General features: G+C 62.4%; 16 protein-coding genes. 9 read left to right on the top strand and 7 right to left on the bottom strand.

What is annotated here, in order from left to right; translation table 11 throughout:
- The first annotated feature begins 164 nt into the window (after positions 1-164).
- The 3 genes from AC1DB0_RS25170 (at position 165) to AC1DB0_RS25160 (ending at position 1,554) form a co-directional block, all read left to right on the top strand.
- A complete protein-coding gene (locus AC1DB0_RS25170; RefSeq protein ID WP_476758767.1) occupies positions 165-680 on the top strand; it encodes a DUF6708 domain-containing protein in 516 nt (171 codons plus the stop codon).
- A 74-nt stretch (positions 681-754) separates the two neighbouring features.
- Entirely contained in the window at positions 755-994 is a 240-nt protein-coding gene (locus AC1DB0_RS25165; RefSeq protein WP_346551742.1) for an Arm DNA-binding domain-containing protein, read from the top strand.
- Positions 991-1,554 (top strand): ureidoglycolate lyase, encoded by a 564-nt coding sequence (locus AC1DB0_RS25160; RefSeq protein WP_346551740.1) that lies wholly within the window; start codon positions 991-993, stop codon positions 1,552-1,554. The genes AC1DB0_RS25165 and AC1DB0_RS25160 overlap by 4 nt, the downstream gene beginning before the upstream one ends.
- 50 nt (positions 1,555-1,604) lie before the next feature.
- Here the strand turns inward: AC1DB0_RS25160 and AC1DB0_RS25155 are convergent, their stop codons facing one another.
- Positions 1,605-2,192: a hypothetical protein gene (locus AC1DB0_RS25155; RefSeq protein ID WP_476758182.1), complete on the bottom strand. Its 588-nt coding sequence runs from the start codon at positions 2,190-2,192 to the stop codon at positions 1,605-1,607.
- A gap of 232 nt (positions 2,193-2,424) precedes the next feature.
- Between AC1DB0_RS25155 and AC1DB0_RS25150 the strand changes: the two genes are divergently transcribed.
- Entirely contained in the window at positions 2,425-3,909 is a 1,485-nt protein-coding gene (locus AC1DB0_RS25150; RefSeq protein ID WP_476758766.1) for a DUF1254 domain-containing protein, read from the top strand.
- Positions 3,910-3,913: 4 nt separating this feature from the next.
- A complete protein-coding gene (locus tag AC1DB0_RS25145) occupies positions 3,914-4,843 on the top strand; it encodes a LysR family transcriptional regulator (protein ID WP_054427498.1) in 930 nt (309 codons plus the stop codon).
- Between the two features lie 11 nt (positions 4,844-4,854).
- On the opposite strand, the gene AC1DB0_RS25140 is transcribed toward AC1DB0_RS25145, so the two are convergent.
- The 3 genes from AC1DB0_RS25140 to kce all read right to left on the bottom strand — a co-directional run bounded on the left by AC1DB0_RS25140 (position 4,855) and on the right by kce (position 7,926).
- Complete coding sequence (locus tag AC1DB0_RS25140) at positions 4,855-5,658, bottom strand: SDR family oxidoreductase (protein WP_476758181.1); 804 nt, start codon at positions 5,656-5,658, stop codon at positions 4,855-4,857.
- Positions 5,659-5,746: 88 nt separating this feature from the next.
- The gene (locus AC1DB0_RS25135) at positions 5,747-6,946 is read right to left on the bottom strand and encodes an ABC transporter substrate-binding protein (RefSeq protein WP_175171029.1); all 1,200 of its coding nucleotides are present in this window, start codon (positions 6,944-6,946) and stop codon (positions 5,747-5,749) included.
- A gap of 44 nt (positions 6,947-6,990) precedes the next feature.
- Positions 6,991-7,926, bottom strand: coding sequence for a 3,5-dioxohexanoate:acetyl-CoA acetone transferase (gene kce, locus AC1DB0_RS25130; protein ID WP_342066803.1), 936 nt, complete (start codon positions 7,924-7,926; stop codon positions 6,991-6,993).
- A 305-nt stretch (positions 7,927-8,231) separates the two neighbouring features.
- Between kce and AC1DB0_RS25125 the strand changes: the two genes are divergently transcribed.
- From AC1DB0_RS25125 to AC1DB0_RS25110, 4 genes are all read left to right on the top strand, one after another.
- Entirely contained in the window at positions 8,232-9,788 is a 1,557-nt protein-coding gene (locus AC1DB0_RS25125) for a xylulokinase (protein WP_476758180.1), read from the top strand.
- 144 nt (positions 9,789-9,932) lie between these two features.
- Complete coding sequence (locus tag AC1DB0_RS25120) at positions 9,933-10,874, top strand: ABC transporter permease (protein WP_346551735.1); 942 nt, start codon at positions 9,933-9,935, stop codon at positions 10,872-10,874.
- Between the two features lie 18 nt (positions 10,875-10,892).
- Positions 10,893-11,855 carry a sugar ABC transporter substrate-binding protein gene (locus AC1DB0_RS25115; protein ID WP_346551733.1) on the top strand — a complete coding sequence of 321 codons (963 nt, stop codon included), beginning with the start codon at positions 10,893-10,895 and terminating at the stop codon, positions 11,853-11,855.
- Positions 11,856-11,877: 22 nt separating this feature from the next.
- Positions 11,878-12,621 carry an ATP-binding cassette domain-containing protein gene (locus AC1DB0_RS25110; RefSeq protein ID WP_476758188.1) on the top strand — a complete coding sequence of 248 codons (744 nt, stop codon included), beginning with the start codon at positions 11,878-11,880 and terminating at the stop codon, positions 12,619-12,621.
- 151 nt (positions 12,622-12,772) lie between these two features.
- Here the strand turns inward: AC1DB0_RS25110 and AC1DB0_RS25105 are convergent, their stop codons facing one another.
- The 3 genes from AC1DB0_RS25105 to AC1DB0_RS25095 form a co-directional block, all read right to left on the bottom strand.
- Complete coding sequence (locus AC1DB0_RS25105; protein WP_054427504.1) at positions 12,773-13,054, bottom strand: peptidylprolyl isomerase; 282 nt, start codon at positions 13,052-13,054, stop codon at positions 12,773-12,775.
- 270 nt (positions 13,055-13,324) lie between these two features.
- Positions 13,325-13,729 carry a very short patch repair endonuclease gene (locus AC1DB0_RS25100; protein WP_476758179.1) on the bottom strand — a complete coding sequence of 135 codons (405 nt, stop codon included), beginning with the start codon at positions 13,727-13,729 and terminating at the stop codon, positions 13,325-13,327.
- Positions 13,730-13,732: 3 nt separating this feature from the next.
- On the bottom strand, positions 13,733-14,665 hold the full coding sequence (locus tag AC1DB0_RS25095; protein ID WP_476758178.1) for a DUF4928 family protein: 933 nt from the start codon (positions 14,663-14,665) through the stop codon (positions 13,733-13,735).
- Between the last annotated feature and the right edge of the window lie 3 nt (positions 14,666-14,668).

Here is a 14,668-nt window from a genome sequence, read left to right as displayed (position 1 = left end):
TATACATGGAGTTGTCTCGACGATCTTCGAGCATACGTGGTCTTCTTATTTTTGCTATTCCGTATACGGCTTACACGGCAATTTTCGGAGCACCCGAGATCGTCTTCGGGCTGCTGGCAGGAGGCGACGAAGGGTTCACCTCTACTGCCCTTTCTCTGGTGTTCATGGCCCTGTTCACGACGGCGCTTTTCGCGTGGCTGAGTGTGCTTCTCTATCGAATTGAAGTCACCCAGCCCCGCGAYCTCCCCATCCGCTTCAACCGCGCCCGCCGCCGCATCTACGTCTACGGCTTCCACATGGTCTGGTGGAACCCCTTCACCCGCTGGTACGTCACCACGGCCAGCTACCCCTGGGACGATGTCCGCGCGGAAGTCTGGGAACAATGGGGCGCTACCTCTGGCGGTGGCTTAATGATCAAGTGGGGCGTATCCATCGCCATCGTCAAACCCAACACCAATGACGTCATCGAACGCTTCCACCTCAGCACCTACAACCACGATCTGGACAACCTCTGGGCCTACGTCTGCACTTACATGCAGCAAGGCCCGCAAGCCTTGCCGCCTTGCGACATCGAACCACGGGACGCGAACGACGTACCCGCGTACAACCTGGCGTTGCGCTGGGCGCCTCGGGTCATATGGCCCGAGGCAATGGACCTTGAATCCCGCAGCGCGCCCTGACTTCAACCCAGGGTTACAGCGGTCACGTCGAAGCGATATCATGTCGCCCATCAGCAATCACCACGGGAAAGGCGATGAGCCAGGGGTTCGATGGGGTCAGGCCCGCGTCGGAATCGTCGATCGAGATCGGTTTCTTTTTTGAAGGCCGGCACTGCGTCGAGCGTATCCGCGTCAAGCCCACGGCCGCCAACCTCAAGCGCGCTGCCGATCGGCGCGCCGCCATTCTGGAAGCCATTGCCCGCGGCGATTTCGACTACGACGCCGAGTTTCCAAAACGCGGCGCTTCGCCCAAGCCATCACAGGGTCCCGCATGACAAGCAACAAGCAATTGGAAGTCAATGTTCTGACACCCGACGCCTTTACCGCGTACGGCTGGATGCTGGGCAAGCCGATGCCGGACGGTAACGGCGTACCGTTGTTCTCGAACCCTGCCACGGATTTTTGGCAGGAGCATGTGTTCAACACGGGCGCGGGCGGTGATGCCGAACTGTTGTGGGTGAACTATCGCAGCCCGTCCACCGAAATCACGAACCTGGAAAAGCACTTGCTGACGCAGCAGGCCATCGTGCCGCTGACCGGCGAGATCATTCAAGTGGTGGCGCAGAGCGCTGCGGATGGCAGCCCCGATCTGGCCACGCTTGCCGCGTTTCGCGTGCCGCAAGGGCAGGGCATCTGCATGCGGCCGGGGTGCTGGCATGCGACGCGCGTCATCGATGGCGAGGTCACCTGCCTGATGCTGACGCGCCGCTCGACCACGGTGGATTTGATCCAGCATCTGACGACCGACGCGAGCGCCTCGGAAAGCGCCATCGTCGCCATTCCGTTGCATCACCTGGAAAACCTGACGGAGCACGCGCAGGAAGTCGACGCGTAAGCATGGGATGCGTTAGCGGCGGCCGATTCCGCCGCCAGACGCGCCGGCAATCATTCCCCCTCGCTGCACGCGACGCCCAGCCGTTTGAACAACGGCCACTTATTCCGATAGCCGTCTGTCCAGATCATGCGGGCGTAGCCATCGAACGGCGCGTCAACGGTGTGCACGGTGATCTGCGCGGCGGCGGTATCGTCCTTCGGGCAAAAGGGCTGACCCGGGGTCGGGTACAGCCCGCCTTCCCACACCGCGCTGCCGCAATGCTCGCAGAAGTTGGTCCATTGTTCTTGTTGCGTGGCATCCTGACGCAATGCTGGCGCCAGACTTTGCAAGGTCAGCGCGACATTCGCCGACAGCATGTAGACCTGGGAAAGCAAGGCCGGGCCGGGTATCGTCTGCCATGCCTCAGGGCGGAACAGCCAGTCGTGAAAATCCCCCGGCGCCAGGCCAAGGCTGTCTTTGTCGTCGTCCAGCTCGCTGTCGGCTTCGGTGCTTTCATAGCCGGGCGGCACGGCTAGCGCGAACACCGGCGTGGCCTGCCCGCATTGCTTGCACACGTGCTGCGCCTGCAATACGTAGTAGGAAGACGCCCGCACATTGGTGTCCGGGACGGTGGGGCGGGCGGAGTCGTCGTCTTGCATGATGTACCTGAGGGATTGCAAAGCGGGATTGCAATGCGGGGTCGCAACGTGGGGTTGTACCGCGCGCGGACGCCCTGCCGGACGTTTCAGTGCGCTGATGCGGCGCGCGCGCCACACCCTTTCTTCTTCATTGCCGGGAAATATGCCAGAATCGTCCCCGGAAATTCTGCCTTGCCTGCGACGCTGCCGCCACCTGGGCGTTGCCAACATCTTGACTGTGTTGGAGCAAACCATGCGCGACCGCCAGAGTATCACTGGATTTTCCTGCCTTGCACGACGCGCGCCTGCGCGTTGGCTCACCGCCACCGTGGTTGCCGCCGGCCTGACGGCAAGCCTGGCCGGGTGCAGCTTCACGTCGCCCGACGAGGCCACGGGGTCGCAGTCGGTCGGTATCCATGGCGTCACGGCGCAACAAGCGCGCAGCATCGCCAGCGAAGCCTATCTGTACGGCACGCCCATGGTCGCCAGCTACCAGACCATGTACGCGTTCAGCATCGACAAGAGCAACMCGCAGTACAAGGGGCCGTTCAACACGGTCAACAACATTGCGCGCGTGTTCACGCCGGAAGACACGGCCTTTGTCACGCCGAATTCCGACACGCCGTATTCATTTGCCGTGCTGGATCTGCGGGCGGAACCCGTCGTCATCAGCGTGCCGCCGATGGAAAAGCGGCGCTACTTTGTTCTGCAATTGATGGATCTGTATACGTACAATTTTGCGTATATCGGCAGCCGCAGCACGGGTAACGGCGGTGGCAATTTCCTGATCGCGGGTCCGCGCTGGAACGGTAAGGTACCGGCAGGCATCACCAAGGTGATCAAGTCGGAGACGGAACTCGTCAACATGGTGGGCCGCACGCAGCTGTTCAACGCGGCCGATCTTGAAAACGTCAAACGCATCCAGTCGCGCTACAAGATTCAGCCGCTGTCGGCCTTTGCCAAGCGGCCCGCGCCGCCCGCGCCTGCGGCCGTTGAGTGGATACCTCCGGTGCCGCCTGGTGAGATGCGTACGTCGCTAGAGTTCTATAACCAGCTGGCCTTTCTGATGCAATTTGCGCCCACGCATCCTACCGAGAAGTGGCTGCGCGAACGCTTTGCCAGCATCGGCATCCGGCCGGGCGAGCCTTACAAGGCGGAAAGCCTGGACCCCCGGCTGCGCCGCGCGTTGCGGGAAGGCATGCATACGGCGCAAAACGATATCGACAAGAACCGCACGGCGCTCGGCGGCAAAACCGACACGCTGTTTGGCGACCGCAGCACGTTGAAAAACAACTACCTGGCGCGCGCGACCGGTACGCAGGTGGGCATCGGCGCCAACTCGCGCGAAGAGGCGCTATACCCCGTGCTGGAGAAAGACAGCCGCGGTCAGGAGCTGGATGGCAAGTACGCGTACACATTGCGCTTTGCGCCGCGCAGCCTGCCGCCCGTCAACGCGTTCTGGTCCATGACCATGTATCGCTTGCCCGAACAGTTGCTGGCGCCGAACGCCATCAATCGATATCTGATCAATTCGCCCATGCTGCCGTCGCTGAAGAAAGACCCGGACGGCGGGTTGACGCTTTACATCCAGGCGCAATCGCCGGGCAAGGGCAAGGAATCCAATTGGCTGCCCGCGCCCGATGGCCCATTCATGGTGACGATGCGGTATTACTGGCCGAAGCCGGATTTGCTGAGCGGAAAGTGGGTGTCGCCAGAAATTGAACGCGTGGCGAAGTAGGGGTATGAAGCGCAATTTCAATATCCACGATCTGCGCATCTTCTATACGGTCGTCATGACCGGTTCGACGCGTCAGGCTGCCCAGGTGATGAGCCTGACGCAGCCCGCGATCAGCCACGCCGTGTCGCGGCTGGAAAGCGCCACTGGCGTGCAGTTGTTTGACCGCTCGCACAAGACCCTGCGGCCCACGGAAGCCGGGCAGTATCTCTACACCGAAGCGAAGTTCGTGCTGGACGAGCTGGTGCGCATCGACGAAGCGCTGCACAGCATCGAGCAGTTTGGCGGGCGCGGTTTGCGCATTGCGTCCTCGCCTGCGCTGGCCCTGGTGTATGCGCCCGAAGCCGTGAAGCGCTATGTGGATGAACATGGCAAGCGGCCCTTTTCGGTGGACGTGGAATCATCGGTGCAGGTGATTAGCGCCGTCGAAACCATGCGGGCTGACTTTGGCCTGGGCGCGGTCGGGCGCGACAGCCCGCGTCTGAACTTCACGCCTTTTCTGCGCACCGACGTCATGGCTATCGTGCACCGCGAGCATCCCCTGGCGCAGCGCGGGGCGATTGCGGTAGCGGATATTTCACCGGAGTCGTTCGTGAAGCCGCTGTGGTCCGATTACGTGGTCGCGCAGGGCGACATTGGTGATACCGCAGCGTTGGATTCCAGCATGCAAGCACACATGACCTTGGTGCCGGGAACGGTGCGCGCCGTGAAAGGCATCAGCCTGGTCAATGCGTTGTCGGCGTCGGATATTGCGTCCGTCTATCCCGACATCGTCGCGCTGCCGCTCACCTCGCGGCAGTGGTTCGAGTTCGTGTTGATCACCCGCAGAGAAGCGCAAAACCAGGAACTGGCTGAGCGGTTGTTGGGCGCGCTGCACGCCACCGCGCAAGCGCGCCGGGCGGGCGTTTTTGCGGACACGATCCAGCTGATCGGGTAGCACGCCGCACGTCAGTCCGCCGGCGGCTGCCACGGCAGCGATTGCAGATCGCCGTCGATGCTGATGGCTTGCCCGCTGATCATCGCGCCAAACGGGCTGGCCAGGAACAAGGCCATGTTCGCGATATCGGCGGCGCTTACGAATTGCCGAAGGCTGACGCCCGCCAATTCCAGCTTGGTTTCTTCTTCCACCGTGAGCCCCAGGGTGCGCGCCCGGGCGGCGATGACGCGGTCGATGCGCGGGCCAGCCACCAAGCCCGGCAGCAGGGCGTTAACGCGGATGCCGTAGGCGCCAAGCTCCACGGCCAACGACCGCGTCAGCCCCACCACGCCCCATTTGGACGCGGCATAGGGCGTGCGCATGGGCAACCCCATGCGGCCCGCCACGGAACTGATGTTGATGATGGAGCCGCCACCGGCTTCGCGCAGCGCGGGCACGGCGTGGCGCACGGTGTGAAACTGCGACGCCAGGTTGATGTCCAGCGTGGCGCTCAGGTCGGCCGGTTCAATGTCGGTGACGCTGGCGGTGGGGCCGGCAATGCCGGCGTTGTTCACCAGCACGTCCAGCCCGCCCAGGTGCGCTAGCGCCGTCTGCATGTAGCGGTCGATGTCGTCGCGGCGGCTGACGTCGGCGCGGCTCCAGGCGTGGCGGCAGTGGGCCAAGGCGCCGTCGTCCACATCACACAGATGCACGCGCGCGCCGCGGTCGGCAAAGGCATCGGCTAGCGCCGCGCCGATGCCTGATGCGCCGGCGGTGATGATGACGCGGCGGCCGCTCAGGTCGACCGGTAGGGCGGTCAAGTCTTGCGAGGTCATGGGTGTTCCTAGAGGTGTGCCGGGCGCAGCAGGGGCAGCGTGCGAAGCGGATGCGGAGGGTGCGGAGGGCGCGGAGGGCGCATCCGGCTCAGGGCGTCATCAAGCGGCACTTGGATTCCTGCGGCGACGTGTAGATGTCGCCACCCGGAATCTTCGCGATCAGCTTGTAGTAGTCCCACGGCCCCTTGGATTCCGCGGGCTTCTTCACCTGCATCAAATACATGTCGTGCACCAGCAGGCCATCTGCCCGTACCGTTGCGTTCTGAACGAAGAAGTCATTCACGGGGTTGCTCTTTACCCACTTCATGATCGTGTCGCCATCGGTCGTGCCGGTGGCTTTCACCGCATTCAGATAGGTAGTGGTGACCGAATAATCGCCCGCTTGCAGCATCGACGGCTTCTTCTTCATGCGCTCTTCAAAGCGCGCCGCCCATTTGCGCGACGCGTCGTCCTGGTCCCAGTACCAGGCCGTGGTCAGGTACATGTCTTGCGCGGCGGCCAGGCCCAGCGCGTGGATGTCGGTGATCAGCACCAGCAGGCCGGCGATCTTCATCTTGGGCGTCAGCCCGAATTCTGCGGCGGCCTTCACGGCGTTGCTGGTGTCGTTGGCGGAGTTCGCCAAACCCAATACGGTTGCGCCCGACGCCTGCGCCTGCAAGATGTATGACGAGAAGTCTGCCGTGTTTAGCGGGTGCCGCACGCGGCCCTTCACCTGGCCGCCATTGGCTTGCACCACGGCGGACGCGTCGCGCTCCAGCGCGTGGCCGAAGGCGTGGTCCACCGTCAGGAAGTACCAGTCCTTATTGCCTTCCTTGAGCATGGCGCGGGCCGTGCCGCGCGACAGCGATACCGTGTCATACACGTAGTGCACGGTGTAGGGCGTGCACTGCGCGTTCGTCAATTCCGACGCTCCCGCGCTGACCACGAAGAACGGCGTCTTCTTTTCTTCGGCCACCTTCGCCATGGCCAGTGCGGCGGCCGAGTTCGCGCCCGCGATCAGCATGTCGACGCCTTTCTGGTCCAGCCATTCGCGCGCCCGCGACGACGCGATGTCGGCGCGGTTCTGGTGGTCGGCCACCAGCACTTCAATCTTTTTGCCGTCGATGGCGCCGCCCATGTCCGCCACCGCCATCTTGATGGCTTCGGCGCCACCGGGGCCATCGGCGTCTGCCGACAAGCCCGACATATCGGTGATGAAGCCGATGCGGATCACGCTGTCGTCGGCGTGGGCGGCCGCGCCCAGGCTCAGCAATGCGGCGGCCACGGCCGCGTTCAAGGTGTTCTTCATGATGTTGTCTCCCCGCTAGGGTATGAATCGTTGTCGGTGCGCGGTCAAAACGCCACGTTGTTCCGGCCTTTCAGTTGCAAGATCTCGCGCGCGTCGTCGGGCGTGGCGATGCGCAGCGACAGATCTTCAAGAATGCGGCGGATGCGCCGTACCTGGTCCGCGTTCGAGCGCGCCAATTCGCCGGGGCCGTCCCACAGCGAATCCTCCAGCCCCACGCGCACGTTGCCGCCCATCGTGGCCGACATCGTGGCAAGCGGCGTTTGCTTGCGGCCGGCGGCCAGCACCGACCACACGTAGTCGTCACCAAACAGCCGGTCGGCCGTGCGGCGCATCGTCATCACATCTTCGGGGTGGGTGCCAATGCCGCCGCGGATTCCGAATACCGACTGGATCAGGAACGGCGGTTTCAGCAAACCCTTGTCCACAAAGTGCGCGGCCGTATACAGATGGCCAACGTCGTAGCATTCGATCTCAAAACGCGTGCCGTTGTCGTTGCAGGACGCAAGGATGTGCTCGATGTCCTTGAACGTGTTCCGAAAGATCAAGTCGTTGCTGGACTCCAGATACGGGCGTTCCCAGTCGTGCTTGAATTCCTGGAAGCGTTCCAGCAATTCATACATGCCGAAGTTCATCGACCCCATATTCAACGAGGCCACTTCGGGCTTGAATTGGGTGGCGGGCAGCATGCGTTCGCTGACCGGCAGCACGGGCGAACCGCCCGTCGTGATGTTGATGACGACATCGCTGGCAGCCTTGATGCGCGGCAAGAATTGCGCATACAGCGCGGGGTCTTGCGTGGGCTTGCCGGTTTGCGGGTCGCGCGCGTGCAGGTGCACGATGGCAGCGCCAGCCTCGGCGGCGTCCAGCGCCGACTGCGCGATGTCGTCCGGCGTCACCGGCAGATACGGGGACATCGACGGCGTATGAACCGACCCCGTAATGGCGCAGGTGATGATCACATTGCTCTTGGATTTTTTCATGGGCCTTGGACGTGTGATGTTTTTTTTGGGCCCCGGCTGTCTCCTCCGGGTGCGGCCCATTCTGTCGCACGGTATTGCCCTTGTCACCTGAACAGAAATTATCAACTGATAGGGTTTCCGGTGCTGCGGCGCAACGACGGCCGCAGCAGCGATGCCACGCCGGCCGTCAGCCCGGCATCGCCTCGGCATCGTCTCGACGCCACCCCGGCCGTCGGCTCGGCATCGCCCCAACATCGTCTCGATGCCACCCCAACGCCACCTCGACATCCACGCTGCCTGTCCGCCCTGAAATACAATTCCCGGCTATGTCCGCCCCATCGATCGTCTCCACGGCTTCTTCCGAATCGTCCTCTTCCGGCTCTGGCTATGTGCTGGCCGTGGACCTGGGCGGCACGCGCTTTCGGGCGGCGCTGGTCGACGAGGCAGGCGGCATCGCGCATTCCTGCTTCATCGACAGCCCGGCGGGTGCGGGCGGCCCGCCCGGCTGGGACGAGATCGACGCCGACGCGTGGTGGCGCGGCCTGCAAACCCTATCCAACACCTTGGCCGAGCAAGCGGGCGCGGCGTTCGATGCCGTTGCCGCCATCGCCATCTGCGGCGTCACGCGCACGCAGGTGTTCGTCGATGCGCAGGGCGCCGCCATCCGCCCGGCCATCACATGGCGCGATACGCGTACGGCGGCGGACGTGGGCGAATGGCTGGCGGCCATCCCTGCCGATCACCCCGAACGTAAACAGATCAACGCTTTTCACCCCTGGGCGCGCCTGGCGTGGTTGCTGCGCACCGAGCCGCAACACGCCGCCCGCGTGCGCGTCGTGCTGGAACCCAAGGACTATCTGAACTTCCGGCTGACGGGCCGTGCCGCCAGCGACACCGTGTCGATGGCGCGGCTGGCAGCGGCCGCGCAGCCGCACGCGGGCGGGCCTGACCTGTTGACCGCGCTAGGCGCCGACCCTGCCTGGGTGCCGCCGCTGCTGGACCCGTTGGCGGTTGTCGCCGCCGTCCAGCCCGGCCTGCCCGGGGCATTGGCGCGGCTGGCCGGTCGCAGCGTCGTCGCGTGTTCCAACGACACCTGGGCGGCCGTGGCTGGCTTGGGCGCGCTGCGCGCGGGCTACGCCTACAACATCTCGGGCACCACCGAAGTGTTTGGCGCGATGGGCGCCGAGCCGGTGCAGGCGCAAGGGCTGATGACGGTTGACTGGGGCAACGGCAATCACCAGATTGGCGGACCGGGCCAGAACGGCGCGGACACCATCGCATGGCTGCTGCCCTTGCTTGGGCGCTTGGGTGAAGACGGCATGGCGGGCGTCGGCCACGCCATGAACGCGCTGCTGAACGCGCCGCGAGATCCGCAGCCCGCGCTGTTCCTGCCTTATCTGCAAGGCGAGCGCGTGCCGTACTGGGACCCGCATCTGCGTGGCGCTTTCGTTGGCCTGAATCGGCGCCATGGTCCGGGCGACTTGGCGTGGGCGGTGCTTGAGGGCGTGGCCTTCCTGAATCGCACCGTGCTGGAACGCGCCGAAGCCGCGCTGGGCAGCGAGGTAGGGGAAATCCGTTTCGGTGGCGGCGCGGCGTCCAACCCGCAGTGGTGCCAGGTCAAGGCCGACATCTGCGAACGCGCCGTCGTCGTGGGCCAGGCCGAACAGCCGGGCGTGGTGGGCGCGGCGGTTGCCGCCTGGACCGCGCTGGGCCGCTACGGTAGCTTTGCCGCCGCGCAGGATGCACTCGTGCGGCCCGCCCATCGCTACGAACCGCAGGCCGCGCGCAGGGACGCCTATCGCGCGTTGTACGCCCAGTTCCGCGCCGCTGAGGCGGCGTTGACTCCGGTGTCGCACGCCTTGGCCGGGTTGCGATTGCCGTAAAAACCCTAAGTCCACGCAGCGACAACGCGCCCCTGCCGGCCGCCGCCCGGGTATAAACTGCTACGCCATCAGGGCGCTAACGCCCGGCAGGTGGTGGATAACCCTTGCACGACAACGAAAATCAACGCAGCAAGGGTCAAGTCGATGCGCGGCATCCTGGAAAAGTACGGCACGGCAATCGCAGGATTGGTCCTGGTGGGCTTCTTCGCAATCGCCGCGCAAAATTTCGCGGCGCCGAACAATCTATTGAACATCGCCAAGGAAACCAGCTTCCTGGCCATCATCGCCATCGGCTTCACGCTGGCGCTGGTCACCGCTGAACTGGATTTATCCGTGGCCGACGTGGCGAGCCTTGCCGCCGTCGTCACCGGCGCGCTGGTGCATACCGGCCAGCCCGTGTTGATGGCGGTTGCAGCGGGCTTGGGCGTCGGGTTGCTCTGCGGCCTGGTCAACGGCATTGCCGTGACCCGACTGCGCGTCCCTTCACTGATTGCGACGCTAGGCATGGCGGCCATGGCGCGCGGCTTCGCCTTCATGTTGACCGACGGCGTGTCTTACGTGGGCCGCTGGCCCGCCACCTTCACCGATCTGGCGCGCGCCAAACCCTTCGGCATTCCCGCACTGGTGCTCTGGATGCTGGGCACCGTGCTGGCCGCCTACTTCCTGATCAAGTGGACGCGCACCGGCGCGCGCATGACGGCCACGGGCGAAGCGGGGGAATCCGCGCGCCTGGCCGGCATCAACATCCGCGCCATGAAAAGCATCGGCCTGGCGCTGTCCGGCATGTGCGCCGGCCTGGCCGCGGTGCTGCTCACGTCCAGCCTGTCGTCCGCCGCGCCCAACATGGCGGGCGACTACTTTCTGTACGCCATCGCTGCTGTGCTGCTGGGCATGACCATGTTCAACCCGGGCCACGCCAACATCCCCGGCACGCTTGTTGCCGCGCTGATCTTGAAGGTGCTGGGCAACGGCCTCGTGCTGATGGGCGCGCCGTATTACGTGCAGGACATCGTGCTGGGCTTCATCATGATCGCGTCCGTCGCGGTGTCATCGGCCGTGCTGAAGAAAGCGGCTTTCAAATTCTGATCCGAAGGGGAAACCACCATGAAGACATTGCTTAAGCGCACGTTGCTTGTCAGCGCGTTTGCTGTCCAGGCCCTGGCCGCCAGCGCCGCTCACGCCTTTGACGTGGGCATCGTCGCGTTCCAGATGTCGTCCGAAACGCACGCCCGTGTCGCCAACGCCGCGGCCGAAGCCGCCCGCGCCAAAGGCTGGACCGTGACGCAACTGAACGCCGAAGGCTCACTGCCCAAGCTGGCCGAACAGCTGGATACGCTCGTCAACAAGAAGGTCGACGCCATCGTCATCGCCATGGGCAAGCCCGTGGAAACCGATGCCCAGCTGCAAGCCGCCAAAGAGAAAGGCATCCCCGTTGTTGGTGTGATGTCCGGCGCCAGCCCGCACATGCTGTTCGACGTGGAAGTCAACGAATACGCCACCGGCGCGCAGTCGGTGCTGTATCTGCTGGGCAAGATGGGCTACCAGGGCAACATCCTGTCCGCGCGCTTTGATGGCAACTCCGGCACCCGCATTCGCGGCAAGATGCTCGACGCCGTTCTCACGGAAAACACCGCCGTCAAAGACCTGGCCAAGTTCAGCATGGCACGCACCCAAAGCTGGCGCGACGACGTGCGCAACGGCATGCAGGCGCTGTTTCTGCGCCATCAAGGCCAGTTCAAAGGCGTGTGGGCATCGTTTGACGGGCAAGCCTATGTCATCGACGACCTGCTGCAATCCCAAGGCATGAAGAAGGGCGACATCACCTTGGTATCGGTGGACGGCGGCCCTGAAACCTATCGCCGCATCGCCGACCCCAACAGCCTGATCACCGCCACGATGATGATCCCGTTCGAGCAGTTGGGCACCAGCGCCATCGACTCCATCGACCGCATCGTCGTGAAGAAGGAACCCAAAGAGAAGGTGGCGTCAGGCCCGTACCTGTTCATGGATTCCGTGCTGGTCGACGCCAGCAACGTCCAGAAATTCCTGCAACCCGCCGCCAAGTAACCCTGACAAAACCGTGACCACCATGACCGCCGCGTTGTCGCTTCGCCAGATTCGGAAGTCCTATGGGGCTGTCGAGGCCCTGAAGGGCGTGGACCTGGACGTGCCCGAAGGCAAGGTGATGGCCATCTGCGGCGACAACGGCGCGGGCAAATCCACGCTGATCCGCATCATCTCCGGCGCGCAACCGCCCACGGGCGGCAACCTGAGCCTGAACGGCAAGCCGGTCGCGTTCCGCTCGCCGCACGACGCGCTGGTGCAGGGCATTGCAACGATCTACCAGGATTTGGCGCTGGCGCCGCGCCTGTCCATCTGGGAAAACGTCTTCATGGGCGCGGAACGCGTGCGCCGCGTGGGACCGTTCCAAGTGCTGGACAAGCGCCGCATGGCCGAAGAAGCGCGCGGCTATTTGCAGCGCCTGTCGGTACCCATCGAAGACATGGACCGCCCCGTCGAACGCATGTCGGGCGGCCAACGCCAAGCCGTCGCCATCGCCCGAGCCCTGCGCTGGAACGCGCGCGTCGTCATCATGGACGAACCCACCGCCGCCCTGGGCGTCAAGGAAACCGCGCTGGTGTTGAACCTGGTGCGCAAACTGCGCGAAGAAGGACGCACAGTGATCCTGATCAGCCACAACATGGCGGATGTGGTGGCGCTGGCGGATCGTGTGGCGATCCTGAAGGGCGGCGTCAAGGTCATCGAACGGGATATCGCCGGGCTGGACGCAGATGCCTTGGCGCATCGGGTGATGACGGGCAAGGACGGATAGCGCCGGAGACGTTGGCGCGAGGATTGCAAGCGCGGGCAGCAATCGCAAACAGCAATCGCAAACAGCAATCGCAAACAGTGATCGCAAACACAATAAAAAACCGCCGCCGGGTCACCCCAGGCGGCGGTTTTTTTGCGTGCAGCGGCGGGACTTAGTCCTGGCGGCTGGTCACTTCAACCAGGTGATAACCAAACTGGGTCTTCACCGGACCCTGGACCACGCCAACCGGGGCGCTGAACACGACGGTATCGAATTCCTTGACCATTTGGCCCGGGCCAAATGTACCCAGATTGCCACCGTCACGGCTCGACGGGCAGCTGGAGTTTTCCTTGGCGACTTGAGCGAAGTCAGCGCCGTTTTCAATGGAGGTCTTGAGTTCGTTGCACTTGGCTTCGGTGGAAACGAGGATGTGACGGGCGGAGGCTTGTGCCATGTGGGGCTCCTGGAGGGGGGAGTGATTGGGGAGGGGAGAGTAACGCATTTGAGCGTGCTCACTGCTTCGTAATGATAAACGGGAGTTGTGACCTCGCTTAATTGCTGCTTTGTACACCGAAACGACATGTCTGGAGCACATGCCAAATGAGGCGTACTTCGACCTTAGGAGTTCAACTTGACCACCGGCCGTCGGCGGCAAGTTCACGAGGGCGTGTGACTAAAAGTCCCTTCATTGCGCAATGGCCTTCGACGCCTCAAACTTCATCTGTTAATTTTTGCTCTCGAGGAAGTTCAATAGCGAAGCCTGAAGTTTTTCTAAGTCCTTGAGTTCACATTCCCAAACAATATGCGTGTCCCAACCTGTGCTTTTTAGTTGCGATACGGCGAGTTCATCACGCTGGTGATTCTTTGCGATCTTCGTTATCCAATAGTCCGTATTCGTGCGGGGCAAGCGGTCGCCCCTCTTGCACTGATGCCCATGCCAAAAACACCCATGCACAAAAATTACCTTCCGTCGAGAGGGAAAGACCATATCAGGTGAGCCAGGCAGATCAGACCGATGAAGTCGGAAGCGAAATCCCAACCGGTGGGCAAGCTTTCGAACAACTAACTCCGGTGCAGTATTTTTGGATTTGACCGTTCTCATGATCTGGGAGCGAGACTCACCTGTCATAGACTATTCCTCAAATTCTATTCGCAAACTTGGATCACTCTCGCACTTGCTAATGATTGCGTTGTACCGATTTATGATGTTAGCCACTGCCGTTGACCGTGCATCACGTTCAAATACGCTCCATTCGTAGACATTCGTGGCGATAAATTGCTCAATTTCGATGACGTCTAATCGATCTTCGATCCCTGCCTGCTTAGCCAAAGCTTTGGCGCCGCCCAACCCATCTTCCGTAGTTACGATTAGTGGCCGAAGGCCGTTTTGCAGATTGGCGCCACATTTTCGAATCAACGGTTCGCCAGGTGCAGTGGTTACATGGACGGCAACGTCTCCAATAAGGAAATCGCCAGCACGTCCAGATGGAGCGTCGGCTACTGCGAAGCCGTGCTGCTCCAGGGTTCCATTAGTTACGTAATCCAGTTTGGCACCAACCAGGTGTTGCATCACGGCACCCGCGTACATGACACCTCTAACTTCACGTTGACGTTCAACGGCCTGCGCAAGGAGCTCTCTTACGCACGCTCTCAGGGATTTGGATGGATCAAGCTTGAAAGTGAATGGCTGCGCATCGAAATAGGCGAGTGTGCGGGCAACCCAAAATTTCTCGACTTCCGGGAGGTCAATGGATCCTCGGCTATGCAGGTCATTGAGCAAGTCGATATATGCGTTCATGCGGTCCATGTTGCCGCGACTTGTTCGTCCACCTTCGGTCGACAGAATGCGTTCGATTCCATGGCTCGCTAGTATTTTTTTAACAGCTGGCCCTCCCAATCCGGAAACCTGCCCACCTTTAGCCGTCACAAAATCGGTTTTGTTAAGCGGAAATTCGCGATCTGTGGCATTTCTGGTAAGAATCAGCACCAACGATAATGATCCTTTAGATGGGCCAACATATTCTGCGTCAAATTGTTCAAGAATCTCTTTTTGATTTTTTGACATTTT

The organism is Achromobacter sp. 10T422 (genome assembly GCF_056394065.1).
Note: the sequence above shows the minus strand (reverse complement) of the source record. Positions and strands in the feature narration are given on the sequence as shown.